21 protein-coding genes are annotated in these 23,601 nt (G+C 39.0%); 1 reads left to right on the top strand and 20 read right to left on the bottom strand.

The window, feature by feature from the left end; translation table 11 throughout:
* Positions 1–31 precede the first annotated feature (31 nt).
* Positions 32–1,021 (bottom strand): LacI family DNA-binding transcriptional regulator, encoded by a 990-nt coding sequence (locus tag QNH48_RS02405; protein WP_283953604.1) that lies wholly within the window; start codon positions 1,019–1,021, stop codon positions 32–34.
* 190 nt (positions 1,022–1,211) lie between these two features.
* Between QNH48_RS02405 and QNH48_RS02400 the strand changes: the two genes are divergently transcribed.
* Complete coding sequence (locus tag QNH48_RS02400; protein WP_283953603.1) at positions 1,212–2,180, top strand: sugar phosphate isomerase/epimerase family protein; 969 nt, start codon at positions 1,212–1,214, stop codon at positions 2,178–2,180.
* A 74-nt stretch (positions 2,181–2,254) separates the two neighbouring features.
* On the opposite strand, the gene QNH48_RS02395 is transcribed toward QNH48_RS02400, so the two are convergent.
* The 19 genes from QNH48_RS02395 to QNH48_RS02305 all read right to left on the bottom strand — a co-directional run bounded on the left by QNH48_RS02395 (position 2,255) and on the right by QNH48_RS02305 (position 23,572).
* A complete protein-coding gene (locus QNH48_RS02395) occupies positions 2,255–3,415 on the bottom strand; it encodes a sulfite reductase subunit alpha (protein ID WP_481858451.1) in 1,161 nt (386 codons plus the stop codon).
* 226 nt (positions 3,416–3,641) lie between these two features.
* Positions 3,642–5,321: a M4 family metallopeptidase gene (locus QNH48_RS02390; protein WP_283953602.1), complete on the bottom strand. Its 1,680-nt coding sequence runs from the start codon at positions 5,319–5,321 to the stop codon at positions 3,642–3,644.
* Between the two features lie 300 nt (positions 5,322–5,621).
* Positions 5,622–6,698, bottom strand: coding sequence for an ABC transporter substrate-binding protein (locus QNH48_RS02385; protein ID WP_283953601.1), 1,077 nt, complete (start codon positions 6,696–6,698; stop codon positions 5,622–5,624).
* On the bottom strand, positions 6,695–7,495 hold the full coding sequence (locus tag QNH48_RS02380) for an ABC transporter permease (protein WP_133370846.1): 801 nt from the start codon (positions 7,493–7,495) through the stop codon (positions 6,695–6,697). Before QNH48_RS02380 ends, QNH48_RS02385 begins: the two co-directional genes overlap by 4 nt.
* A complete protein-coding gene (locus QNH48_RS02375) occupies positions 7,496–8,299 on the bottom strand; it encodes an ABC transporter permease (RefSeq protein WP_283953600.1) in 804 nt (267 codons plus the stop codon).
* The gene (locus QNH48_RS02370; protein ID WP_283953599.1) at positions 8,289–9,386 is read right to left on the bottom strand and encodes an ABC transporter ATP-binding protein; all 1,098 of its coding nucleotides are present in this window, start codon (positions 9,384–9,386) and stop codon (positions 8,289–8,291) included. The genes QNH48_RS02375 and QNH48_RS02370 overlap by 11 nt, the downstream gene beginning before the upstream one ends.
* 293 nt (positions 9,387–9,679) lie before the next feature.
* Positions 9,680–11,485, bottom strand: coding sequence for a carbon starvation CstA family protein (locus QNH48_RS02365; protein ID WP_283953598.1), 1,806 nt, complete (start codon positions 11,483–11,485; stop codon positions 9,680–9,682).
* 156 nt (positions 11,486–11,641) lie between these two features.
* Positions 11,642–12,379 carry a LytR/AlgR family response regulator transcription factor gene (locus QNH48_RS02360; protein WP_283953597.1) on the bottom strand — a complete coding sequence of 246 codons (738 nt, stop codon included), beginning with the start codon at positions 12,377–12,379 and terminating at the stop codon, positions 11,642–11,644.
* Complete coding sequence (locus tag QNH48_RS02355; RefSeq protein WP_283953596.1) at positions 12,354–14,147, bottom strand: sensor histidine kinase; 1,794 nt, start codon at positions 14,145–14,147, stop codon at positions 12,354–12,356. The genes QNH48_RS02360 and QNH48_RS02355 overlap by 26 nt, the downstream gene beginning before the upstream one ends.
* A 124-nt stretch (positions 14,148–14,271) precedes the next feature.
* The gene (locus tag QNH48_RS02350) at positions 14,272–14,862 is read right to left on the bottom strand and encodes a CDP-alcohol phosphatidyltransferase family protein (protein WP_283953595.1); all 591 of its coding nucleotides are present in this window, start codon (positions 14,860–14,862) and stop codon (positions 14,272–14,274) included.
* Between the two features lie 18 nt (positions 14,863–14,880).
* Positions 14,881–15,888, bottom strand: coding sequence for an ABC transporter ATP-binding protein (locus QNH48_RS02345; protein WP_283953594.1), 1,008 nt, complete (start codon positions 15,886–15,888; stop codon positions 14,881–14,883).
* Positions 15,878–16,711, bottom strand: a complete 834-nt coding sequence (locus QNH48_RS02340; RefSeq protein WP_283953593.1) for an ABC transporter permease — start codon at positions 16,709–16,711, stop codon at positions 15,878–15,880. The genes QNH48_RS02345 and QNH48_RS02340 overlap by 11 nt, the downstream gene beginning before the upstream one ends.
* Complete coding sequence (locus QNH48_RS02335; protein WP_283953592.1) at positions 16,705–17,598, bottom strand: ABC transporter permease; 894 nt, start codon at positions 17,596–17,598, stop codon at positions 16,705–16,707. Before QNH48_RS02335 ends, QNH48_RS02340 begins: the two co-directional genes overlap by 7 nt.
* A complete protein-coding gene (locus tag QNH48_RS02330; RefSeq protein ID WP_283953591.1) occupies positions 17,582–18,820 on the bottom strand; it encodes an ABC transporter substrate-binding protein in 1,239 nt (412 codons plus the stop codon). The genes QNH48_RS02335 and QNH48_RS02330 overlap by 17 nt, the downstream gene beginning before the upstream one ends.
* A gap of 219 nt (positions 18,821–19,039) precedes the next feature.
* A complete protein-coding gene (locus QNH48_RS02325) occupies positions 19,040–19,795 on the bottom strand; it encodes a glycine/sarcosine/betaine reductase selenoprotein B family protein (RefSeq protein WP_283953590.1) in 756 nt (251 codons plus the stop codon).
* Positions 19,792–20,487 carry a TVP38/TMEM64 family protein gene (locus tag QNH48_RS02320; protein WP_283953589.1) on the bottom strand — a complete coding sequence of 232 codons (696 nt, stop codon included), beginning with the start codon at positions 20,485–20,487 and terminating at the stop codon, positions 19,792–19,794. The genes QNH48_RS02325 and QNH48_RS02320 overlap by 4 nt, the downstream gene beginning before the upstream one ends.
* Positions 20,488–20,494: 7 nt before the next feature.
* Entirely contained in the window at positions 20,495–20,917 is a 423-nt protein-coding gene (locus QNH48_RS02315) for a hypothetical protein (protein WP_283953588.1), read from the bottom strand.
* A 64-nt stretch (positions 20,918–20,981) separates the two neighbouring features.
* Positions 20,982–22,322, bottom strand: coding sequence for a sulfurtransferase (locus tag QNH48_RS02310; protein ID WP_283953587.1), 1,341 nt, complete (start codon positions 22,320–22,322; stop codon positions 20,982–20,984).
* Positions 22,323–22,717: 395 nt separating this feature from the next.
* Positions 22,718–23,572, bottom strand: a complete 855-nt coding sequence (locus QNH48_RS02305; RefSeq protein WP_283953586.1) for a malate synthase — start codon at positions 23,570–23,572, stop codon at positions 22,718–22,720.
* Between the last annotated feature and the right edge of the window lie 29 nt (positions 23,573–23,601).

Here is a 23,601-nt window from a genome sequence, read left to right as displayed (position 1 = left end):
ATAGCAGAACGCTGGTCTTAGATCTACGTTGTTATCCTAAGGTAGATTCTCTTATGACCAATTCATGATCTAATATAATACTATCCACCTCTTCCCCTTTAATCTTATTTATCAACATTTTAGCTGCTACGGTTCCCATCTTATGCATGGGCTGAGCAATCGTTGTAAGAGTAGGATTCGTCATATTAGAAAAATCAATTTTATCAAAACCTACAACCGCTATATCATTAGGGACATGTAATCCAGCAGCATTGATTTCTTTAAGGGCTCCAATTGCCAAAAGATCCGATACAGCGAAAACAGCAGTCGGCCGGTCATGTAAATTCAATATCTTTTTCATTGCAATCTGGCCATTTTCAAATCCTAATTGCTGGGTATGAATGATATAGTCATAATTTAAACCAATACCCTGTTCTTCCAAAGCTCGTTGGTATCCATTTCTCCGCTGACGAGCATATAGATATTTTTCATCCGAATTGATTAGGGCAATTTTTTTATGACCGATTTTAATCAAATGCTTCACAGCACGATAAGAAGCTTCTTCATTATCAATCGTTACATACGGAATTCCGCTTCCTTCTGCATATTCACTACATTGAATAATCGCATGCCTTTCAGCCAGCTTTTTCAATGTTTCAACATTAACAGCAGGATCCATTGAAATAATTCCATCTGCCATTTTTTTTCGAACAAGATCAAAGTAGATATTTTCTTTCTCAGGAATAGAATCAGTTTCACAAAGTAAAATATTATAATTTTGACTAATTGCTACAGATTCAATCCCTTTAATGATGTCTAAATAGAACGGATTAGAGATGGAAGGAATTAAAATCAATAGAAGTCTAGATTCTGAAGTTCTCAGGTTTCTACCCAACAAACTAGGCTCATAATTTAACTTTTTAATAGCTTCTTCTACTTTCAACTTTGTTTTAGAAGATACTGTATTTTGTCCGTTTAGAACTCTTGATACGGTTGCAACAGAAACTCCCGCCTGTTTAGCAACCTCCTGGATGTTTGCCATTGTTCTTTCCTACTTTCTGTAATTTCATCCTATTGAAATCGATTACATTTTTAATACTAATATGTCCTAATTTTTCTGTCAATATAAAAATTTAATTAATTTAAATCATTGATTTATTCAGAAAATTTATATATGTTAGAAATGTAATGGATTACATAATAGGTTTTTTTAACCTATAGGAGGTTTTTTCATGAAATTAGGTGTTTTTACGGTCTTATTCTCCGATAAAAGTTTAGAAGACATGTTAAGCTATGTTTCTTCTAAAGGTATAGAAGCGATTGAATTAGGTACTGGGGGATACCCTGGTGATGCTCACTGTAAAATGGATGAACTTATATATGATGCAAAGAAACTGGAGAGCTTTAAGCAAAAGATTAGTGATCATGGATTAATTATAAGCGCATTAAGCTGCCATGCCAATCCACTTCATCCGCAAAAGAAAATTGCTGAGCCTGCTGACGAGGTGCTTACAAAAACCATTGTTTTAGCCTCTAAGCTTGGTGTTCCGGTAGTTAATACATTTTCGGGGTGTCCAGGTGATCACGAAAATGCCCTTTACCCAAACTGGCCTGTAACTCCGTGGCCTCATGACTTTCAAGAGGTGTTAAAATGGCAATGGGAAGAAAAACTGATTCCGTATTGGAAAGAAAAAAATGATTTTGCAATAGCCCACAATGTAAAAATTGGTTTAGAGCTTCATGGTGGATTCTCCGTCCATACACCTGCGACCATGTTGAAATTAAGAGAAGCGTGTGGACCTGCTATCGGTGCAAACCTTGACCCTAGTCATATGTGGTGGCAAGGGATTGATCCCATTGAGGCAATTAAAATTCTTGGACGTGAAAATGCCATTCACCATTTCCATGCAAAGGATACGATTATTGACCAGCAAAATATGAATCGGAATGGCCTAACAGATATGACAGATTACAGCCAAATGCTTGACCGAGCCTGGTATTTTAGATCAGTTGGATTTGGTCACGATCAAAAAACATGGGCTGATATCATTAGTACACTTCGACTTTACGGATACGACTATGTCGTAAGCATTGAACATGAAGATGGCTTAATGTCGATTGAAGAAGGGTTTACAAAGGCCGTTGAAAACCTAAAACCAATTATGGTAAGTGAATCGATTGGTCAGATGTGGTGGACATAAAATAACATGGGGACGGTTCTCATGGTCATTTTATAACCAATAGAACCGTCCCCATGGTCACCCATAGTCACATTTTAATACACGTCACGTTGATAGCGTCCTTGCTTTTGCATATCTTTTAGATATGCTTCGGCTGCTTCTCGAGACATGACACCTTCTTTTTCTATCACGGTAATGAGTGCTTCGTTAACGTCTTTTGCCATACGTTCTTTATCCCCGCAAACGTAGAAGTAAGCTCCATTTTCAAACCATTCAAATAATTCCTTGCTGTATTCAAGCATTTTGTGCTGTACATATACTTTTTGATCTGTATCACGGGAGAATGCTGTCTCAATCCTTGTCAATATCCCATCCTGCAGATAGTTTTCCAACTCTTTTTGATAAAGAAAATCTACTTTTGCATGCTGGTCTCCAAAAAATAGCCATGACCGGCCTGGCGCTTTATTTACTGCACGTTCCTGGATAAAAGAACGGAATGGTGCAATACCTGTCCCTGGACCAACCATGATAATATCTTTATCTTGGGTCTCCGGTAAATGGAAATGTTTATTTGCTTGAACAAAGACCGGAAGCATCTCCCCTTCCTGAACTCGTTCGGCACATAAAATAGAGGCAACACCTTTTCGCTCGCGGTCGTGCGCCGTGTAGCGTACAGCACCGATGGTGAGATGAACTTCATCAGGATTAGCGGCAATGCTGCTTGCAATTGAATAGAGACGAGGCGTCATTTTTCTTAATAATAAAACGATATCCTGTGCAGATGCCTTCCAAGGGCCAAAACCGCGCAGCATATCAAGCAAATCACGTCCATAACAGTATTCCTTAAGTTGGTCTGCATTTTCAGCCAACACAAGATTTTGCAGCTCACTATTTTCTGTAAGCGTAGCTGCCTGCTGTAAAATCTTCCTAGTCAGCAACGTAATTTCAAAATAGTCTGTTAGCGCTTCCTTGAGCGTCAGTGTTTCACCCTTCTTACCAACAGTTACAACCGCTTCTTCATCCCATTGCATTTCTTCAAGAATGGCAGCCACAAGTTCAGGGTCATTTGAAGGGACAATGCCAAGTGCGTCACCAGGATTATACGTAAGACCAGAACCTTTTAATGATAATTCAATATGTCTTGTTTCCTTAGTAGAACCTGTCCCGTTTAAATTAATATTTTTTAAGACCTTCGCTTGAAATGGATTAGTCCTTGAAAATGGAAGTTTATCACTTTTGGTATTTGTGTTTTCCAAAGTTAGTTGCATAATTTTTTTCTCAACCTCCAAAAGTATTATATAAAGAAAATAACACAGTATTAGCATATCAGAAGTGTGTTTCAACACACAATAACAAATAATTGTAATCATTAACAACCAGGACCTAAAAAGTCCCTCAAACTTTTAGTTTGAGGGACTCTGGAACTCACTTCAATATTCAAAATAATATACACTAAAATGCGATAGGTAAATTTATATAACCTTAGTAAATTCCCACCGCATCAAATCCAGAATTCGCTGCAGCCATTTCCTCGCTGTCTTCACCATAAATATCGATTGCTGACTGAACAATAGCCTGACGCGCATCGCTAAAATTGGAATTTGGAGTTAAATAGACCGTTAAAGCACGGTAGTAGATTTGTCCCAATTTCTCCCTTCCAATTTCTTGACCTATCAAGTATGCAGCATGGTTTGTAATCGAGGAGTTAACATGGACTCCACCGCCATCAACAGATGTTGGCATGTTATAAAATTCATCCATATGATCCGGATAGACGCCGCCATTTGTACTATATGATCTTCTTTCCACATTGCTGACTATAACACTATTCGGATTACTTAAGCTGCGCAATACGTTTACACCGTCAGCTTTAGCAGCGGGTGCCATAATATCCTCGCCCATTTCCCAATCACTGTCGTCAACAAGCGCACCAAAGACGTCTGCAAACGATTCGTTTAATGCTCCAGATTGATTGCGGTATACTAAATTAGCAGAATTAGTGATGACACCATGCGTCATTTCGTGGGCAGCAACGTCAAGACCAGCTGATAGAGAAGTCATGAATACACCGTCACCATCACCATAGGTCATCCAACGCCCATTCCAGGAAGCATTGTTATAGTTTGTACCATAGTGAACTTTAGAAATGATTGCCATTCCTTTCCCATCAAGGGAATTACGCCCATGCTCATTTAGATAATACTCATATACCTTTTCAGAATTATAGTGTGCATCGACTAGCGCTCGATCATAGTCGCCGATAAATGCAGCTGAATTTCCCACATAGAGAGTATCGTTACTAGAAGTATTATCATTTTTAGCGTCATACGTTACGATTCCTTCAAGGTTCTCATGAGAGTAATCTGCTAACGCAAACTTCGTTCCAGCATTCGGTTCTTTTACTTGAGTAATATGTAATTCCCTGTGCTCACCATGTACCCCTTTTCCAGCACCTTTTTGTGTTTTCATTTCATCAGCATGCATTAAGCCATTATACTTGTCGATGACTTTTCCTGAGTTTGCATCCACAAACACAAACCAGTTTCCGGGTTCATCCCCCATGAAGTTGACATTCAATTTATAAGTTGTATGATTTTCCCCTTCAAATGGGAGAACAACAAGCTCAGAAGTTGGCTCATAGGTTAACTCTTCAGGAGCATTGACAGAGGATAATGCTGTCTTTAGTGCAGCATCACTACTTAAAGAAGCAGTCGTATCCACTGCATTATCAGCAATACTTTGATTTATTCTTCCATTAACAGATACCACTTCATTATCCTTATTAAAATGGACAACAACTTCGGACCCTTCTACGTTCACTCCATTTACTGCCTGATTAAAGCGAACATGAGTCATACCAAGTTTATCTTTTTGGATATTCTTCACTTTTAAATTCTTATCTGGATTATTAATTCCGGTTTTAGCTTCGTTTTTCTTCAAATAACTTAATGCATCGGTAGAAGTACTTGAAGCGAATTTCTCTGCAAATCTCTCTTTCACAAATAATGGTACGCTTGCTTTCTCATTCCACACCTTAGAAGCTTGTACACCGCTTGCGACCTTCGAATCAGCCGGCTGCGCAAATACACTACTAACAGGAATAGAACCTACCAACATGGCAGACGACAGTGCTACTGGTAAAATAAACTTTTTCTTCAACATTTAGTAACCTCCTATTAATTTCCATTGAGTTAATTATAGTTTAGTAAAAATCAAATAACATGAATAATTAGAATTATTTTAATATTAAAATAAAATAATAGAATAAGCATAATTAACTCTGTACAATAGTCATAATTTACCAGTTTGAAGATTAATAGATGCTAACCCGACACAAGAAAGAACCCCCAAACTCCTAGTCTGAGGGAACATAAATCACATTCAATTTTCATCTGAATCATTAGCAAAAAGGAAGTTAAGTTCCAAGAATCTCACTATAGTTAACATTCCTTATCTGAAGAATTACTCTAATGACATTTTAAATTCTAAAAAGTATTCGTTATATTTTCCCAGCAGTTCAAGGCCTAAGTTTTCATATACTTCTAAGTTTGTGCGACTTTCTTCGCGCGGGTAAAAACGTTCATCGTTTACCACTTCATCATCTAATAGATCCCACGCTGCTTTATTTGGAATAGCATATCCTACATAATCCGTATTTTGTGCAGCCACTTGCGCATCCAGCATAAAATTAATGAACTGATGGGCCCCTTCCACATTTAATGAGGTTTTAGGAATAACCATGTTATCGAACCATAAGTTTGAGCCTTCTGAAGGTACTGCGTAATTCAACTCTTCATTTTCGAACATCATGTCTGCTGCCTGTCCAGAAAAGGTTACGGCAACTGTAGCTTCGTTATTAATCATTAGTGGTGTAATCTCATCTCCAATTATCGCTTTCACATTGCCGTTTAATTGTTTTAATTTTTCTAATGCTTCACGTAATTCGTTTTCGTCACGTGAATTTAACGAATAGCCTAAACTGTTTAAGCCCATACCCATGATTTCACGTGCACCATCAACTAAAAATACTTTATTTTTAAGGGCTGGGTCCCATAAATCGTCCCAAGAATCAAAAGTGATATCTTTTGGAAGTTCATTAGGATTATAAACTACCCCAACCGTTCCCCAAAAGTACGGAATGGAATATTTGTTTTTCGGGTCAAAAGGTAAATCTAAAAAGTAAGGATCAATATTTTGTAAGTTTGGAAGTTTCGAATGATCGATTTCTATTAACAAATCTTCTTTAATCATTGTTTCAATAGTATATTCTGAAGGGACAACAACATCATAGGATGAGCCGCCTTGTCTAATTTTCGTTAACATCGCTTCATTTGAATCGTACGTTTCATAAATAACAGAAATACCTGTTTCTTCTTCAAACTGGTCGATGAGCGCAGGGTCAATATATTCTCCCCAATTGTATACGACTAAAGTGTCCTTTCCACCCGTTGAGTTTGCTGCTTCAAGCTTTGAAGCAACAAACGAAAGTAGACAGCATGCTATAACGATTGCTAACATTGTATGAATTAAAGATTTCATTGAGTAGAGCCCTCCGTTTTTTTCGACCTCATCGTAATGAAGTAATACATAACGACAATACCGACTGTCACGATAAACACTAGCCCCGAGATTGCATTAACAGTTAACGAAATACCTGCACGTGCCATAGAATAGATTTCAACGGACAATGTACTAAATCCGTTACCTGTAACAAAAAATGTAACAGCAAAGTCATCTAATGAATAGGTTACGGCCATAAAAAAACCAGCTAAAATCCCAGGTTTAATATATGGGATCATAACACGTGTTAATACATCGCGACGATTCGCTCCTAAATCAAGCGCTGCATCAATTAAGTTCGTATTCATTTCCAATATTTTAGGCAAGACCATTAATACAACAATCGGGATACTGAAGGCAATATGGGAAATTAATACGGATGTAAATCCAAGCTTAACTCCAATCATTGTGAATAAAATTAAGAAGCTTGCCCCAATTACAACATCTGGGCTAACAATTAAAATATTATTTAACGATAAAACGGTGTTACGTATTTTGGAATCTTTTAGTGAAACAATACCAATTGCTCCAAGTGTTCCGATAATGGTCGCTATTAACGCAGATAGCAATGCAACAATCACTGTATTGATTAAGATAACAAGTAACCGATTATCATCAAATACCGCTTGATAATGTTCTAGTGTAAAACCTTCAAATGAACCCATTGAACCGCCGCTATTGAATGAATAAAAAATCAAGTAGAAGATCGGTGCATATAAAATAACAAACACGATTGCTAAAAATACTTTAGCTTTAGTCGTTAACTGTGATCGCATTTATGCTCGACCTCCTTTTTTCTTTGTGCGCGTAAACAACATGATTGCAAACATAATTAAAATTAAAAACACGGCAATCGTTGAACCCATTCCCCAGTTTTGCGCGACTAAAAATTGCTGTTCTATCGCTGTACCAAGTGTAATCACTTTGTTCCCAGCAATTAAGCGCGTAATCATGAAGAGTGAAAGAGCAGGGATGAACGTTACTTGAATCCCTGATTTTACACCTTCAATGGTTAACGGGAAAATGACGCGACGGAACGTTGTAAGCGGTGAAGCACCTAAGTCACGTGATGCGTAAATTAATGACGGATTCATTTTGTCTAACGCATTGAAAATTGGGATAATCATAAACGGTATAAAAATGTACACCGCAACGAACACGAAACTAAAGTCGGTAAATAAAATTTGCGTTGAGTCGAAGCCCAACAATTTCATTATTGCATTGACCGGTCCGTATAAACCGAAAATCCCAATAAATGCATACGTTTTTAATAATAAATTAATCCATGAAGGAATGATAATGAGCATTAGCCATAAATGCTTATGCTTTGTTTTTGTTAAAAGATACGCAGTTGGATAAGAGATAATTAGTGTAAAAAACGTAATGATTAATGCATACCAAAAGCTTGTCAGTGTCATCGTTAAGTATGCTGATGTAAAGAAGTTTTTATAGTTTACTAGCGTAAATTCTCCGTTTAAATCGAGCATCGAATAATACAAAATGAGCCCAATCGGTGCAATAACGAAGAGCGCAATCCATAGTAAATATGGGACGAACGCTGGTTTTGACTTAAATTTCATTCGTGTATGCCTCTATACGTGCGTCAAATTCTTCTTCTGTTTCATTTAGACGCATAATATGAATCGCTTCTGGGTCGAAATCTAGACCTACTTGTGCACCTACTTCAGCCTTTTTCAGCGAGTGTACAAGCCACTCATTTCCATCCTTGTCATATGTTGATAACTCGTAATGTACACCGCGGAATAACTGCGTATCGACGCGAACACCAATTTTACCTGCTTCTGGCGATGTGATGTGCAGGTCTTCTGGACGAATGACAACATCGATTTTTTCGTTGTGCTTCATACCGCCGTCGACACAGTCAAATACATTTCCAGCGAATTTGACTTTATAGTCTTCAAGCATGACGCCGTCAACGATGTTTGATTCCCCGATAAAGTCTGCAACGAAGCGGTTAATTGGCTCATCGTATATATCAACGGGTGTACCAGATTGCTGGATAATCCCTTCGTTTAAAACGAAAATTTCATCACTCATCGCTAAAGCTTCCTCTTGGTCGTGCGTAACGAAAATAAATGTTTTGCCAAGGCGTTGCTGTAGCTCACGCAGCTCGTATTGCATTTCTGTCCGCAGCTTTAAATCAAGTGCTGATAATGGTTCATCGAGTAAAATCACTTCTGGGTCATTAATGATAGCACGTGCGATCGCAACCCGTTGACGCTGACCGCCTGACATTTCTGTAATTTCACGGTTTTCATAACCTGCTAAGTTTACGAACTTTAACGCTTCTGCTACGCGTACTTTAATTTCAGATTCTTTTACTTTTTTAATGCGTAAACCGAATGCCACGTTTTCAAATACGTTTAAGTGCGGGAATAGGGCGTAGTCTTGGAATACAGTGTTTACTTGACGCTCGTTTGCTGGAATGTCGTTTACACACTTGCCGTTAATGTAAATATCCCCTTTTGTCGGTTTTTCAAAGCCTGCAATGATACGTAAAATCGTCGTCTTTCCACAACCTGAAGGACCAAGTAATGTGTAAAATTTTCCACGTTCAAGTTCAAAGCTCACATCTTGTAATACTTTACTGTGACTGTTGTAAGATTTTGTTACGTTATCAAAACGGATAATAATATCGTTTGCCATGGAAGCCTCCTATGAATAAGAATCATTAGACTCTACTAAAATACTGGTTCATTTATATAAAAGCAGTGACATAGTCGAAAAAAGTAGATTATTAGTGAAAGGTATCGAATTGAGTTTAGTCATAGAAACACTAAAAATCAACCATTTTTTTCTGGTTTCATGGGGTTTCATGGGGACGGTTCTCATGGTCATACTTTAACTAGGAATCTTATGTATTAAATCCATAAGAACCGTCCCCATGGTCCATATAAAAAAATAGCACCCTTTCATTAAGTCGAATGGGTGCTTGTTTTTTATGCTACTTCTTTTTCCGATTGTTCTACTAATAGATTTTGTGGAATTTTCCAAAGCTTAATCCATTTGTTTATTGAAGCAACCATAATTACTATACCAAGGATGAGCATGGTAATGGATAGAATACCGTTTAATACGCTGAAACCAGCATTTTCTGCATTGAAGTAGACGTTTTTAATCATCCAGTAGCCTGCAGTCATTACAGTTACAAATAGGTAAGCAAGCGGAATTAGACATGTCAGCATGTACCAGCGCTTTTCTGCAATCTTAAGGATTACTGTTGCTCCGACAATGAGTCCGATAGAAGCCATTAATTGGTTTGATACACCAAATAGTGCCCAAACGGAACTGATGTCCCCTGAGAAAAGAAGATATCCCCATACGAAGCAGGCAAGTGCACTCGCAAAGATATTTGCTCCAAGTGAATCTGTACGTTTTAATGGTTTAATAAAGTCTCCAAGGAAATCCTGGATAAGATAACGAGCAACCCTGGTTCCTGAATCAATCGCAGTTAAGATAAAGACAGCCTCAAATAGAATGACAAATTGATAGAAATAAGATGCTAATTTTGCGAAGAATGGGACTGCAGTGAAGATGTATGTCATCCCTACAGCGAGGGTAACGGCCCCACCTGTTCTTCCTTCAAGGTCCATTCCCACCTTTTCCTCCAGTTGGTCAAGTTCAACTGTTTCCATTCCAAGTGTTGCGAATTTCTCAGGTGATGAATTGATAGCAAAATAATCTCCTGGTTGAAGAGAGATGGCAGCAATTAAAGCCATAATTGCCACTAAGCATTCAACAAGCATAGCCCCAAAAGCCACACCTTTAATGTCACCCCAGCGGCTGATCATCTTCGGTGTTGTACCAGACCCAACGAATGCGTGGAATCCTGAAATTGCTCCGCAAGCAATTGTAATCGAGATAAATGGCCAAACTGGACCAGCAACAACAGGACCCCCGCCATTAATAAAATCTGTAAATGCAGGGAATTGAACCTCTGGGTTTACAATGAATACCCCAACGATCAATGCTGCGAATACGCCAATCTTCATAAATGTACTTAAATAATCGCGTGGTGCCAGCAATAACCAGACAGGTAATGCTGCTGCAAAAAATGCATAGATTGGTAAAATAAGAGCAAGCGTACTTTTTTCAAGTGTTAACAAATCTCCTAACCATGTACCTTGAATATTCGGTCCCCATACGATTGCTGCCATGATTAGAATGAAACCAACAGTTGTAGCTAGTTTTAAATTGCCGGTCTTTTTATGATATAATCCAACACCCATTGCAATCGGAATGGTGATGCCAACTGCAAACGTTCCCCATGGGTTTCTTTCAAGTGCGCCCAACACAACCATTGACAAACCTGCCATGGTAATCGTGATAATGAATAACATCGCTAATCCTGTACAGAATCCTGCTACAGGACCGAGTTCTTCCTTTGCAACCTCTGATAAAGATTTTCCTTCTCTGCGCATTGATGCAAAAAGAACGACCATATCGTGGACAGCTCCACCAATTACTGCACCAATTAACAGCCACAGTAGTCCCGGTAAATAACCGAATTGTGCTGCCAGAATTGGACCAACTAAAGGTCCAGCTGCAGCTATCGCAGCAAAATGGTGACCAAATACAACCCATTTATTTGTAGGTACATAATCCTGTCCATCTTCTAATTTTTGAGCAGGTGTCGGCTTAGAATCATTAAGTTTCAAAACCTTTGCCGCCATAAATGTGCCATATAAACGATAAACGATTAAGAGGATACATATTGAACCTATTACAATTGAAATCGCATTCATTTTTTATTCTCCCTCCACTTCTTCATATACACAGTCATAATCTTATAAAATGAAAACGTTTTTATTTCATTTTCAAGATAACTTGCACAAATCGGGAGGTGAATTGCAAAAACCGACAGATGAAATACAACCATTAACGAATGGAAAACAGAAAATTCAGATCCCTACCATCTGCTTTAATTCTTTTACATAGGTCCGGCTGACCGGAACCTTTGAATCGTTTTTCATGATTAAATTATAAGTAGAGTTAAACCAAGGCTCTATTTCTACGATATGGTCGATGTTTACAATAAAACTGCGGTGGACGCGAAGAAATTTGGTGTTAGTTAGCTTTTTCTCTAATACAACGAGCGCCTCACTTACTTTGTACTTTTGGTCCATTGTTTCGATTGTGCACTTACCCTCACTGGATTCTAAATAAACAATGTCAGCATTGGGTAATAAAATAATTCTTTCATCGACAAGGACGGCAATCTTTCCATTTTGGTTGTTTTTCTCAGAGGAATAAATCGGAAAATCCTGATCTCCAATTTTTTGCATCTTTTTAATTTTTTTCAGTGTTTTTCCGATACGTTCTTCATCAAATGGTTTTAATATATAATCCACTGCATTTAATTCAAATGCCTGATACGCAAACTCATCGTAAGCAGTAGCAAAAACAGTTGCTGGAGCCGGATTTAGGTTTTCTAATTGCTTTGCTAAGTCCAATCCGCTTTCATCAGCCAGTTCAATATCTAAAAAGACAAGATCTGGTTTTAACCCAAAAATATCTGCAATGGCATCCTCGACACAATCACTTTCACCCAAGACGACAACCTGTTTGCTGCGATTCAACAAGTATTTTAATTCATCTCTTGCTAATGGTTCATCATCCACTATGTACGCTTTCAGCATTTTGATCAAAAACTCCTTTATAGTCGTGCGGAATGGAAATCGTGACTGTTGTTCCATGATCCACTTGATCCACTTGACTTTTTATAGTTAAACAGGCTTGACCATTATAAATTCCTTTAAGACGTTCATTTATATTAAAAATAGCCGTGCCATTTCCTTTTTTTGAGTTTACATTTTGCTTACCTAATACTTTTATCCTCTCATTAGGAATGCCTTTTCCGTTATCCGCAACAATAATTTGCAATTGATTATTTTCGGAAAAAATCTGAATGGTGATTCTCCCCTCAGATTTACTTCGAGGAAAGCCATGATGAATCGCATTTTCTACCAATGGCTGCAGGGTAAACGGCGGAATCAGCAGCTCTTCGAGACCTGGTTCAATTTGAAAATCTACGAAGTACTTATTTGGAAAACGGGTCTGTTCCAAAGAAAGATAAGCCTTGACATTCGCCAATTCCTTCTCCAACGGAAGGAGCATCTGCCTTGCTCCCTGAAGATTGCCGCGAAAAAATGAACTGAGCTCCAACAGTAATTTACGCGCCTTATCTGCATCTGTTCGGCAAAGTGCGGAGATGGTATTCATACTATTAAATAAAAAGTGCGGATGGATTTGTGCCTGTAAGGCTTTGATTTCTGCATCCTTCAATAGCTTCGTCTGTCTTTCTGCTTCTGCAAGCTCTAGCTGTGTAGAAAAGAGATTAGCTAGTCCTTCCGCTAATTCCTGCTGCACCCTATCTAATTTTTCAGGATCGGTATAATACATTTTTAATGTACCGACAATTTTATTTTTAACCCTTAATGGCAGCACAATGGCGGCTTCTAAAGGACAATCATTTTGAACACAGAGAATTTCTATCTTCGATTTTGCAACTGAAACCTTGCCGTATTCGAGAACTTTTTTTGTCAAACCTGTCTCTGGTTTTGACTTAGGGATATGGTGATCTGACCCAGCACCGACATGAGCTAGGACTTGGTGGTCATCTGTAATGGATACCGCGTCAGCATGGGTTAGTTTCAGCATAATTTCCGCTATTTCCCTGCAGGAATGGAAACTTAAGCCTTGTCGAAAATATGGCAGAGTTTGATCGGCAATAAGAAATGCCTGGTTGGTTTGATTTGCACGGGTAAGTTCTTTATCACGTTTAATTGCTCCTATAATAATCATAAATAGCAATGTACCTAACCCATTGCCGAATATCATCGGGATGCTAATAAACTGTACAAGACTCCACGCTTGTTCAAAGGGTTTAGCAAGAACAAGTATCAGTAACATCTGCACAGACTCCATTATCATACCTATCATGACAGCAAATCCAGCAGTGATTTGTTTCCCCATCTGTTTTCTTTTTTTTCCAAAGTAACCTGCTATAATTCCAGCTAGGATAGTAGAAATTGCACAAGAAAATGCGGTGAAACCGCCTAACGTGTAACGGTGGACTCCAGCGACCAGGCCTGCACCAACACCCACTATCGGGCCACCAAGCAAACCTCCAATGACTATCCCCATCACTCTTGTATTTGCCAGGGCACTTTCGTGTTCTAACTCAGAAAGCCACGTCGCTCTATTAATAGAATTATAATGAACTTCAACCCCTGTATAATTACTAATGATCCCAAAAGCACCAAAAAGTAAAATAAGCAGGATTCTCTCATTAGTCTTGTGTCTGGTTTGAATAATATGACGAAATGATTTCATTTGCGAAAGTAAAAAAGCAACAATGACAATAATTCCGACCTTCTCAAGCATTAATGCCGCTAAATTAAACATTTTCACCTATCCTTTATCTCACCCATTTCATAGGGACGGTTCTCATGGTCATACTCTAACTAGAAATCCTATGTATTAAATCCATAAGAACCGTCCCCATGGTCTTCATGGTCTTTTTGTTTCGTCAAGAAAGGATTCTCTTCGCTTCTAATAGACGTTGAAATCCTGTTATTAATTCAACTGCAATAAAGATAATGGTCCATAATTCTAATTGTCCCTGAAAAAGAACAAGTAATGAAAATAGTATGAATCCTTCTGTCCTTTCTGCCAAGCCGGGCTGATAGTAAAAGGATTTATAACTTTCTTTTTCAGATAAAGCTCCTACTGTTAAAAAAATGGTCATGGTAAAAATAATGGAGATGGCCAGCAGGAGAAACAGAAACAATATGTTTGGTTCAGGATGCCTAAGTGCCAGCGCCACAAGAATCCCCGTTTCTACCACTCTATCAAAGGTGACATCGAGGACAGTCCCCCAAGCCGATGAGGATTTACTATATCTCGCCATGCACCCATCAACTGCATCGAGGAAACCAGAAGCCCAGAGGACGACCACCCCGGTAATTGGATGCCCAAAGTAGACAAGACCACTTGCTAACAGGCCGATTAAAAAAGCAATATATGTAACATGGTTGGCTCTCAGGCCAATCTTTAATAAATATTGTGCAGTTTTTGAAATGATAGGCTGCACCGCCTTACGGCCATATGTATCGAGCACTCCATTTCCTCCAGTCCGTTATTGACTATACCAATGTATTTTCTCGAATGGAATAAGGATCGAAATGTTTTCATTTACACCCGGAACTGCTTCCCACCCGATTTTATTTACATCAAATGTTTGACCATTCACGATTACAGTCACCGCACATCCATCTCTGCCAGGCTTTATCTTTAAAACCACACCTTCAATGATACACAGCGATTCACCAATACGTTCCCTTATTAAGCCGTTATCGGAGGCTACTATCTGTAATTGATTAGGATCGACCCAGCCCATGTCCAATGATTCAGGTATAGGCAGCTCCCTCCCAAACCAACGGCACCATTGTTCACGGGAAAATCGATTTGGCAGGGAGAAAAATTGGGCAATTTTTTCGGAGGCTGGCTGTTGAAAAAGTTCGAAGGGCGAGCCAATTTGCTGCAATCTTCCTTCTAGGATGATTCCGATTCGATCAGCAACAACCAGTGCCTCATCAATATAATGCGTTACCCATAATATTGCAAAGCCAAACTTCCTTTGCAATTCATACAACCAATCAATCAAATCCTTCCGCAATGGAGGATCCAATGATGCAAACGGTTCGTCCAGCAAAATGAGATCGGGATTTAGAATCAGCGTCCTCCCCAAGGAAACGCGCTGCTGCTGCCCGCCAGATAATTGATGGGGATAGCGATTTTCCAAGCTGTCCAGCTGCAAATTTCTTAAAAAGTCTAGGGCCCTTGCCTTTCTCTCCTTGGCAGGCATTCCTTTTACCCGTAAGCCGAAAGCGATATTTTCCAAAACAGTCAGATGCGGAAAAAGCCGTGGCTCCTGAAAAACCATCCCTATAGTACCTGTACCGCTTTCCCAGCTTTGTTTCCCTGAAGCCAACGGCAAAATCCCCGCGATCCCCTTTAGCAATGTGGTTTTCCCACTTCCTGACGGTCCCATTAACACAAAAATTTCTCTTGGGAGGACTGTTAAATCCATTGAATGAATGATTGTCTCCTGATTAATCTGTATCGATACTTGCTCAAGCTTCACGATTGCTCACCTCCACTCTTCGAATCTTTCTTGAATGAATCTGCAAAAGAAGAAAATAGACCATCAATAATACGAGAATAGGTCCAAAAAATGCAAGACTATACGCAGAAACAAGCGAGGAATTACCACTGCTTGCAAACGGAAAAATAACTAATGGAATTGTAATTAACGTTCCCCCACTCATAATCCATGTTGGTAAATACTGACTCAAAGAAATAACAATGACCAACATGCTTCCTAATAAAAAGGAAGGCAGAAGCAAGGGCCACTCAATCCATAAGAATATTTTCCATTCAGTGGCACCCAAACTTGATGCAGCTTCCTGCAGACTCTGCCCGATTAAGCGGAATTGAAACCAAATGGCAGCGACAAAGTAAGGCAGTGTAACCAACATATGGGCTAAAGCTACACTCACAAATTGATTTAAAAAGTTAAACCGGATGGCAATATCATACATTCCCATAATCGAAACCATATAGGGTATAAATAACGGGGAAAGAAGAATGGTAAACACAATCATTTTCCACTTCATTTCATATTTAGCCAGCGCTCTTGCCGCTGGTATTCCAACAATTATGTTTCCAATTAACGTAATGCCAGCAACGATAAAACTATTCAACAAGCCCTCAACCAGCCTTCCCGAAACGGAAAAGAGGTAGTTCCAGGAATCAAGGCTCCATTTTTCAGGGAGAAGCAAGGGCCATGGCCATTGTTTCGTTAAGCTCCAACTAACCAACGGAATAAAAGGCAGCGTTAAAAATAAAATCATCATAATAATGAACATAATTGGCATAATCTTTAAACCTTTACTGCTTTTCACCATACTCTTCTCCCTTTTTTATACCACCTGAGCTGTAAATACATTAATAGGCAACCGGCTACAAATGAAATCACTGCCAACACCATATTCATGGCAATCGCTATTGGCTGCCGTTCCAGGCCAAATTGTGAATACTCCTGAAACGAAAGTACAGGAATCATCCCAAATGTTGTCCTTGCCAACAGGGCAGGAATCTCATAGGCCCCTAATGTAAAGGCAAACACAACCCACATACCGCCAACCCACATAGGCATTAATATCGGAACAACCACCCAACGCACTGTTTGAGAAAATGTCCCTCCGAGTACCTGTGCCGTTTCTTGCCAATCTTCAATAAGCTTGACGACAAAAGGGTAAATTAACAACACCATGAAGGGGACTTCCTTCCACAAATAAGCTAAGAGCACACCGATGCCCCAATCATCATGGATTAAAACCGGAAATGTCTCAAAAGAATCAATTAATCCCATATGAAATGCTATTCGTGCAAGCCAGCCGCTTTGCATCAGTACCTGCATTAACAAATAGGCTGACAATAAATGAGGGATTCCAATTGGTAAATAGAAAAGGATTTGAAGCCATTTCCATTTTCTCCTGCACTCCGCCAAAAATAAAGCAACGAACAACCCCAATATTCCAGATATAATGGCCGTCACTGCTGCCAGTCCAACAGTCACTCCAATCGAATGATAAAATGTGGGATGAAGCAACTCGTTATACGCCCAAAATCGATTTTGCTCACCAATCAGCGGCTGACTTTGCAAACTTAAGAAGATGGAACGAAATAGCCCGCCAATAAAAAAGATTAACATAAACAAAAGGGCTGGCAGAATCGCTAGCAGCCCTTTATATCTATTTAATCGAGCAAATTTTTTAGTGTTTTGCCACATTTTCCAGCCAACCCCGTTCCAGCCATTGGACATATTCTGCACTGATTTCAGGAATCCGATGACTAGACAGCTCTTCTTGCGATAGAGTTGCAGGCCCACGGTCAACTAATTCCACAGCTTGCTTATCTTTTATAGATAGACGGTCCACAGACAATGACATATTTTCTCCCCAATAGGCCAAGTCCATTTTCTTGATTTGTGCCGCCGGTGAAAGCAGGAAGTTGATCAACACCAGAGCACCCTGTGGATTCGCTGCATTATTAGGGATTGCTAAATAGTGTGTATTGGATAATGTCCCTTTATCAAAAACAAATGTTTTTGTTGAAGCTGGAAATTCACCGGATTCGATTAGGTTAGAGGCATTTGCCTCATCGTAACCCATCGTCATCCATACCTCACCATTTTTATATAATTGCTCTAGTTGGGAAAGGGATTGCGGGTACGATTTTCCCTGTCTCCATAAAGAGGCTTTCATTTCATTTAACACATTCCACACTTTTGCTGCTTCCCCCTTAATCAGTGACTCATCAAAGGTGCTTAAGTAGGCATTGTAATCCTTGCTTTCTTCATGAAGAATATGACGGATAAAGGCACTGCCAGTGAAATCCGGAGGTGCCGGATAAGTAAATTTGCCAGGGTTTTGCTTTACCCATTCTATTAATTCGGCAACCGATTTTGGAGGATGGGTTATTTTGGTTGAGTCATATGCAAAGACAAACTGTACCTTCCCCCAAGGTGCCTCATATCCTTCAATAGGGAATCCAAAATCATAGTTACTATCATCACTTTTATCATCTACATATTTCTGAAAGTTTGGCAGTATCGAAGTAAATGGTCCAAGAAGCAAATTTTGCTGTTTGGCGGTTTTGAAATTCTCACCATTTATCCAAATTACATCCATCTCACCTGACCTTTTATTGGCCCTTTTCTCTGTATTTAACTTGTTGATAAATTCTACGGCATCCATTGGATAGCGCTTAAGTGTAAGATTGTACTGCTCCTTTAAATGCGGCGTAACCCACTCATCAATATAGCGATTGATTCCTTCATCGCCGCCCCACATAAAGAAATTAACGGTAGTACCCTTCGCGGAAGCCTCAATTTCTTTCCAATCACTTTTTAAACTATTTTCCCCTGAGTGCTTAGTCTTCTTTTCGGTACTACCACTACAGCCCGATAGGACCAATACGATTGCCAAAAACACGAATGTTAATTTTTTCATAATTTTCCTTTCACATCCTACAGCTGACTTTACAGTTAAAATAGGATTCTAACATCCCCATGAAAGAGAATAAAGCAAAAGTAAATCCGTTGACAGAGAGAAACTCTGACAGTTGAAACCCTATAAAAAAACTATAACCATTATAAACCATTAAACCAATTAACAATACCCAGCGGCAATGCCAAAAAATCCTCTGCAGCCTTTTTGCTGTTTCCATTTTCATGATTTACCTTTTCCTTTCCATTTATAAGGGAGTTCTATGATGGATTCTGGAACAGTAATTTTCTCCAAATACTGAATCGCATCGAAAAGAATTTTCCTTTGGAGGTCTTGCTCGCCTGCCCTGCCAAAACTCCGGCCTAATGGAAACCGTAAATGCAGCGCCCGGGGAACCCTTACTTTTTCAGATAAATTCATTAAGTGCGTAATCGAGATGGTTGGAATCCCTGCTTTTTCGATAGCAAATTGAATCAATCCCACGGATTGATGGCATATATATCAGCCGGGATTTAAAATCACCGCATCCACTTTATCTTCTTGCAATTGTTTTAGCATTAACGGTATGGTTTCTTCAACAAGCGGTAATGTATTGGGGATATAGCCCATTAAACCATAGTGAGTGTTAGCAGCAGCACCGATTATTCCCTCTTCAGCCAACTCCTTTAGGCGAAATAAAGGAAAAACACAATTAATATCATGATCCGCATCCCCACGGTCAAAATGTGTATGGCTAATCATCAAATCTTTTTCCTCAACGGTCGATGGAATAAACCTTACAGAAGGGTCTCCCGCTTCCACATCAAAAACCGGCTGTACTTTTAAGTGGACTCCAGCGGTAGTAACAAGAGCAATTACTGCTTCAGTGGCAGGCTTCGTAAACTTTGTAAATGGCATCTCACCAATAATAGGTTTAACCATATATCTTGCCTTTTTGCTGACAATCAACTCAATGAACCGGTTCCCTGATAATTTCACCGTTTTTCCCTCCTTTCTTTACCCCTGAGCCGAAACTTGGGCCGAAGCATCATCCCGATAACCCCCAGTGCAATCACAACGGTAAAAATGGTAAACAAAATTTTCCCTGTGCTCGTAGCGTTTTGACCTAGATAGGAATACAGAATGGTTGCCGGCAGTTGTCCAAGACCAGTCGCCCAGAAAAATTGCCAGAAAGAGATTGATGTCACACCTGCAGCATAACTAACAAGGTCAAACGATACAATCGGGACGATTCTCGCAATAAATACAGCATGTTTCCCGTATTTTATAAAAAATTGATCCCACCAACTCATGGATTTCTTTGTAATCATTTTTTCAACCACCGGCCGCCCCATGATTTTTGCCAAGTAGAAACAAAGAATAGCTCCCGCCATGGCGCTGCTCCAAGAGAGAATGGCCCCCCATATCCAGCCAAACAATAATCCGTTGGCAAACGTAATAACGAAAGCAGGAAGTGGCGCAATAATCGATTGAAAAACCATTAATAATGCTGATACAACGGGCGCCATTGGTCCAAAGGACAACAGGGAATCACGAAATCCCTTAACATCGGCATTCTGCAAATATTGGACAGACTGATTAATCGAATAACGGATTTCTCCATGCCCCATATAAACTACCACGAATAATGCAATTAAGCAGTACAGTGCATATATGCAATATTTTTGCATTTTTTATTTATATCCCCTTCTGTTTTTTGAGCTTCTTATATGCCCATATACACCATCCATATTGGAAGACAACCACAATAAACATCCCAATCAAGTAAAAGTGATAGGCCGCTAGCTCCAGGTTTATTTGAAAGACGATGAACGCTATAATATTTGCGAATAGCGCAAATAACAGGGAGACCATTCGCTTCCTGCTTTTCCATACCATCAGAAGAAGGGCAAAACAGACAATTGCTCCTCCCGCCAAGATGAATGTAAATACGTTCATGTAGGCAGGAGAAAAATAGCCTGCAGCAAATTCTTGCTTTTTAAATACTAAATAACGGGCAACTCCCATTTTTTCATCTGATAAATCTTCAAGAATAATCGCCAAGATTATTCCTGAGAATTGTAAAAAAGAAAGAACCAACACTTTTATATTTCTCATCATTCCTCATTCTCCCGTTATAGATAAAGAGACAATACTCCTTGCAGTATTGTCTCTTTTAAACTTCTTATTTAGGTTCTCCAGTTTCAATTGGATTAGAAGAGTCCATACTCCATTCATTCCAGCCGCCATCGTATAGGGAAATATTTTCCATACCTAAGACATCCGCATAAAATAATACTTCAGCAGCCCGCCAGCCTGTTCCGCAATAAAAGGAAAGAGATTTATCAGGATTGATTCCATCCTTTTCCCACATGGCCATAATTTCTGAACCATTGCGCATGGTAGTATCAATATTTCTAAAGTCCTCTAGATTACTTGAATCAGAGCCTGCATGTCCCCAAATAGATCCAGCCGGGCGACCCTTTGGTTCAATGTAATCATAACCAGAGATTTTTCCGATGTATTCATCCCAGCTTCTAATATCAACCAGAATGCTGTCATCCTTGTCAGCAAGAATCTTCTTTGCTTCAGGCAGGTCAATAATATAATCCGGATTCACAGGAACTTCCGCGCCAAATGCAGAGACAGATTCCTTTGCATTTTCCTTCGTTTCTGCTTGATAGCCCGCATTTTTCCAAGCGGTATATCCACCATTTAATACTCTAACGTCCTTGACACCCATATATTTCAAAATAACAGCGGCACGGTAAGCTGGCATTGAATCACTTCCATATAGAACAACGGTTGTGTCAGTTGTAATGCCATTTTTTAATGCGAATTTTTCCAGTTCTTTATCTTTCAAACGATTCCATACAGGGCCTTCCTCAACTTCATCGGTATTCAGATGAACCGCCCCGGGAATATGACCCGCTTTATAGTCCTCCGCTTCATCTCCCCAGCTGACTTCGAAGAGTTTGTAGGGGTTTCCACTGTTTTTATTGCTTATTAAGTCATTTACCCAAGTTGGCGGCACAAGCATTTGGTAATTTGGATAAGATTCTAATGCTAGCTCTTGATTTGCTGCCCATTCTTTCACATCATATTGATAAATATTTTTGTAGCCATTTTCCTTTAGAAATTCAGCAACCGTTTTTGCATCTTTCCCATTCGCGTCGTAAAGAACAACATTTTTTTCAGCTGAGATACCTTTCGCTTTCAATACGTTCGTTTGTGTTTTTTTATCTGCATCAACCTTTAGCCAATCCGCAGAAAAATCCATGGCCCCCTTAATGTGTCCGCCTCTTTTGACTCCATCCAATGCCCAGCCGTTGAACGCATCATTTGACCTAGTATCGACGATAACCCATTCATCTTTCCCAATATTTGATTGAACATCTTCAGTTTTAATAGTCTGAATTCCAGCTGATTCTTCCTTTGTGTCTTTACCAGAGGCAACTTTATCATTGGAGCAGGCCCCCAATACGATAAGGCTGCATAGCAAAAGCAGGAGCAATACTTTTCTCATTATCTATTTTCCCCCTAATAATTTAATCACAATAAAAAACATTGATTACATTATTATTATAATTAAATAGCATTTGCTAAGAAATTCATTATTTCTATTCATCAGAAAGATATAAATCGGTTTTTTATTTATCACTATACTGATATTGTTTTGTGAAATTCTACTTGAGTTGCTATCTTAATTTTGTGAAGGTGATTTTTGCTATACAAAAAAGTACCCTATAAAGTAGACTCATATTTGTGTCTACTTTATAGGGTACTTCGGGCAATTATACCTAAGGTCTATCTTTCAATCCATTTCAGGAAACGAAAAAAGGCAACCCCCACTAATAGGTTAGTTGCCTGCTGTGCAAATGTGTCAGCCCCCTGTCATTCCTATTATCTTTGGGCTAACGTCTAAATACGCATTAATGTGCCATTAGGCTTCGGTAACTCTTGATCTGTTATCTGATTCATTTTACAAAAATGTTCAAAAAATTGTTGTGCCAGCTCTCGTTCCTCTGGGTCACTTTTCAAAGAAACTATATCAAGTAAAATTTGAGCCATCCATAAATTCTCAAAATAACGATATTTACCGGTATTCCATGTCATTTTTTGGGGGGACTTTTCATTTACATAATACTTCCAGAAAAGCATCTGATCCGATTCCTGTTCTGTAAGTTGGAGTCTGTATTTTGAATGAGCAGGAATAGATCCATCTTCACAAAGTTTACCGATAAAATCTTCATTTACCATATAGACACCTAAGATACGTCTGTCTTTTTCAGGCATGCTGGAATCTATTGCCGTTAACAGGACAGCGCTATTTTGGTGCAAGCGGATGGGTTTGTTAGGCTTCCCCTTGTTATTACCACTTTTTATTACGCCTGAAAAAACCTTCCACTCTGAAAAAGAACTATTCTGTTCTTCTGTGTCACACCAAAAAACCATTTGTGATTCGAAATGAAGTTTATGATTTTTCATTAGTTTTTCATGTTCCAAGCGAAGTTCCTGGTTTTTTCGTTGTAGGTTTTTTTCCTCTTCCTTCTTCCATTCTTCCTCCTTTCGTTCCATCTCCTTTTTTTGCATAATTTTTTCAAGTGAATTAGCATCACTTTTATCATGCAGTTTTAGGTGCTTTCCAAATACATCGGGGAAAACAAACTTTTTATTTTCCGATGCGAAATGTATTTCAATACTAGAATCATTATGGTTAACTATACTACCCATGCCAAAACGCTTGTGTGTAACTTTCTTATTGATTAGATTCATTATTCTAGGCCTCCTTGTAGAATAAAAAA

Origin of the sequence: Neobacillus sp. YX16 (assembly GCF_030123505.1) — a bacterium.
Taxonomy (GTDB): Bacteria; Bacillota; Bacilli; order Bacillales; family Cytobacillaceae; genus Neobacillus.
Note: the sequence above shows the minus strand (reverse complement) of the source record. Positions and strands in the feature narration are given on the sequence as shown.

What these genes read in the sequence shown, in the direction of transcription:
- QNH48_RS02405 (WP_283953604.1), bottom strand. Translation starts at nt 1,021, where the DNA reads ATGGCAAACATCCAGGAGGTTGCTAAACAGGCGGGAGTTTCTGTTGCA.
- QNH48_RS02400 (WP_283953603.1), top strand. Translation starts at nt 1,212, where the DNA reads ATGAAATTAGGTGTTTTTACGGTCTTATTCTCCGATAAAAGTTTAGAA.
- QNH48_RS02390 (WP_283953602.1), bottom strand. Translation starts at nt 5,321, where the DNA reads ATGTTGAAGAAAAAGTTTATTTTACCAGTAGCACTGTCGTCTGCCATG.
- QNH48_RS02385 (WP_283953601.1), bottom strand. Translation starts at nt 6,698, where the DNA reads ATGAAATCTTTAATTCATACAATGTTAGCAATCGTTATAGCATGCTGT.
- QNH48_RS02380 (WP_133370846.1), bottom strand. Translation starts at nt 7,495, where the DNA reads ATGCGATCACAGTTAACGACTAAAGCTAAAGTATTTTTAGCAATCGTG.
- QNH48_RS02375 (WP_283953600.1), bottom strand. Translation starts at nt 8,299, where the DNA reads ATGAAATTTAAGTCAAAACCAGCGTTCGTCCCATATTTACTATGGATT.
- QNH48_RS02370 (WP_283953599.1), bottom strand. Translation starts at nt 9,386, where the DNA reads ATGGCAAACGATATTATTATCCGTTTTGATAACGTAACAAAATCTTAC.
- QNH48_RS02365 (WP_283953598.1), bottom strand. Translation starts at nt 11,485, where the DNA reads ATGAATGCGATTTCAATTGTAATAGGTTCAATATGTATCCTCTTAATC.
- QNH48_RS02360 (WP_283953597.1), bottom strand. Translation starts at nt 12,379, where the DNA reads ATGCTGAAAGCGTACATAGTGGATGATGAACCATTAGCAAGAGATGAA.
- QNH48_RS02355 (WP_283953596.1), bottom strand. Translation starts at nt 14,147, where the DNA reads ATGTTTAATTTAGCGGCATTAATGCTTGAGAAGGTCGGAATTATTGTC.
- QNH48_RS02340 (WP_283953593.1), bottom strand. Translation starts at nt 16,711, where the DNA reads ATGGTGAAAAGCAGTAAAGGTTTAAAGATTATGCCAATTATGTTCATT.
- QNH48_RS02335 (WP_283953592.1), bottom strand. Translation starts at nt 17,598, where the DNA reads ATGTGGCAAAACACTAAAAAATTTGCTCGATTAAATAGATATAAAGGG.
- QNH48_RS02330 (WP_283953591.1), bottom strand. Translation starts at nt 18,820, where the DNA reads ATGAAAAAATTAACATTCGTGTTTTTGGCAATCGTATTGGTCCTATCG.
- QNH48_RS02320 (WP_283953589.1), bottom strand. Translation starts at nt 20,487, where the DNA reads ATGCAAAAATATTGCATATATGCACTGTACTGCTTAATTGCATTATTC.
- QNH48_RS02315 (WP_283953588.1), bottom strand. Translation starts at nt 20,917, where the DNA reads ATGATGAGAAATATAAAAGTGTTGGTTCTTTCTTTTTTACAATTCTCA.
- QNH48_RS02310 (WP_283953587.1), bottom strand. Translation starts at nt 22,322, where the DNA reads ATGAGAAAAGTATTGCTCCTGCTTTTGCTATGCAGCCTTATCGTATTG.
- QNH48_RS02305 (WP_283953586.1), bottom strand. Translation starts at nt 23,572, where the DNA reads ATGAATCTAATCAATAAGAAAGTTACACACAAGCGTTTTGGCATGGGT.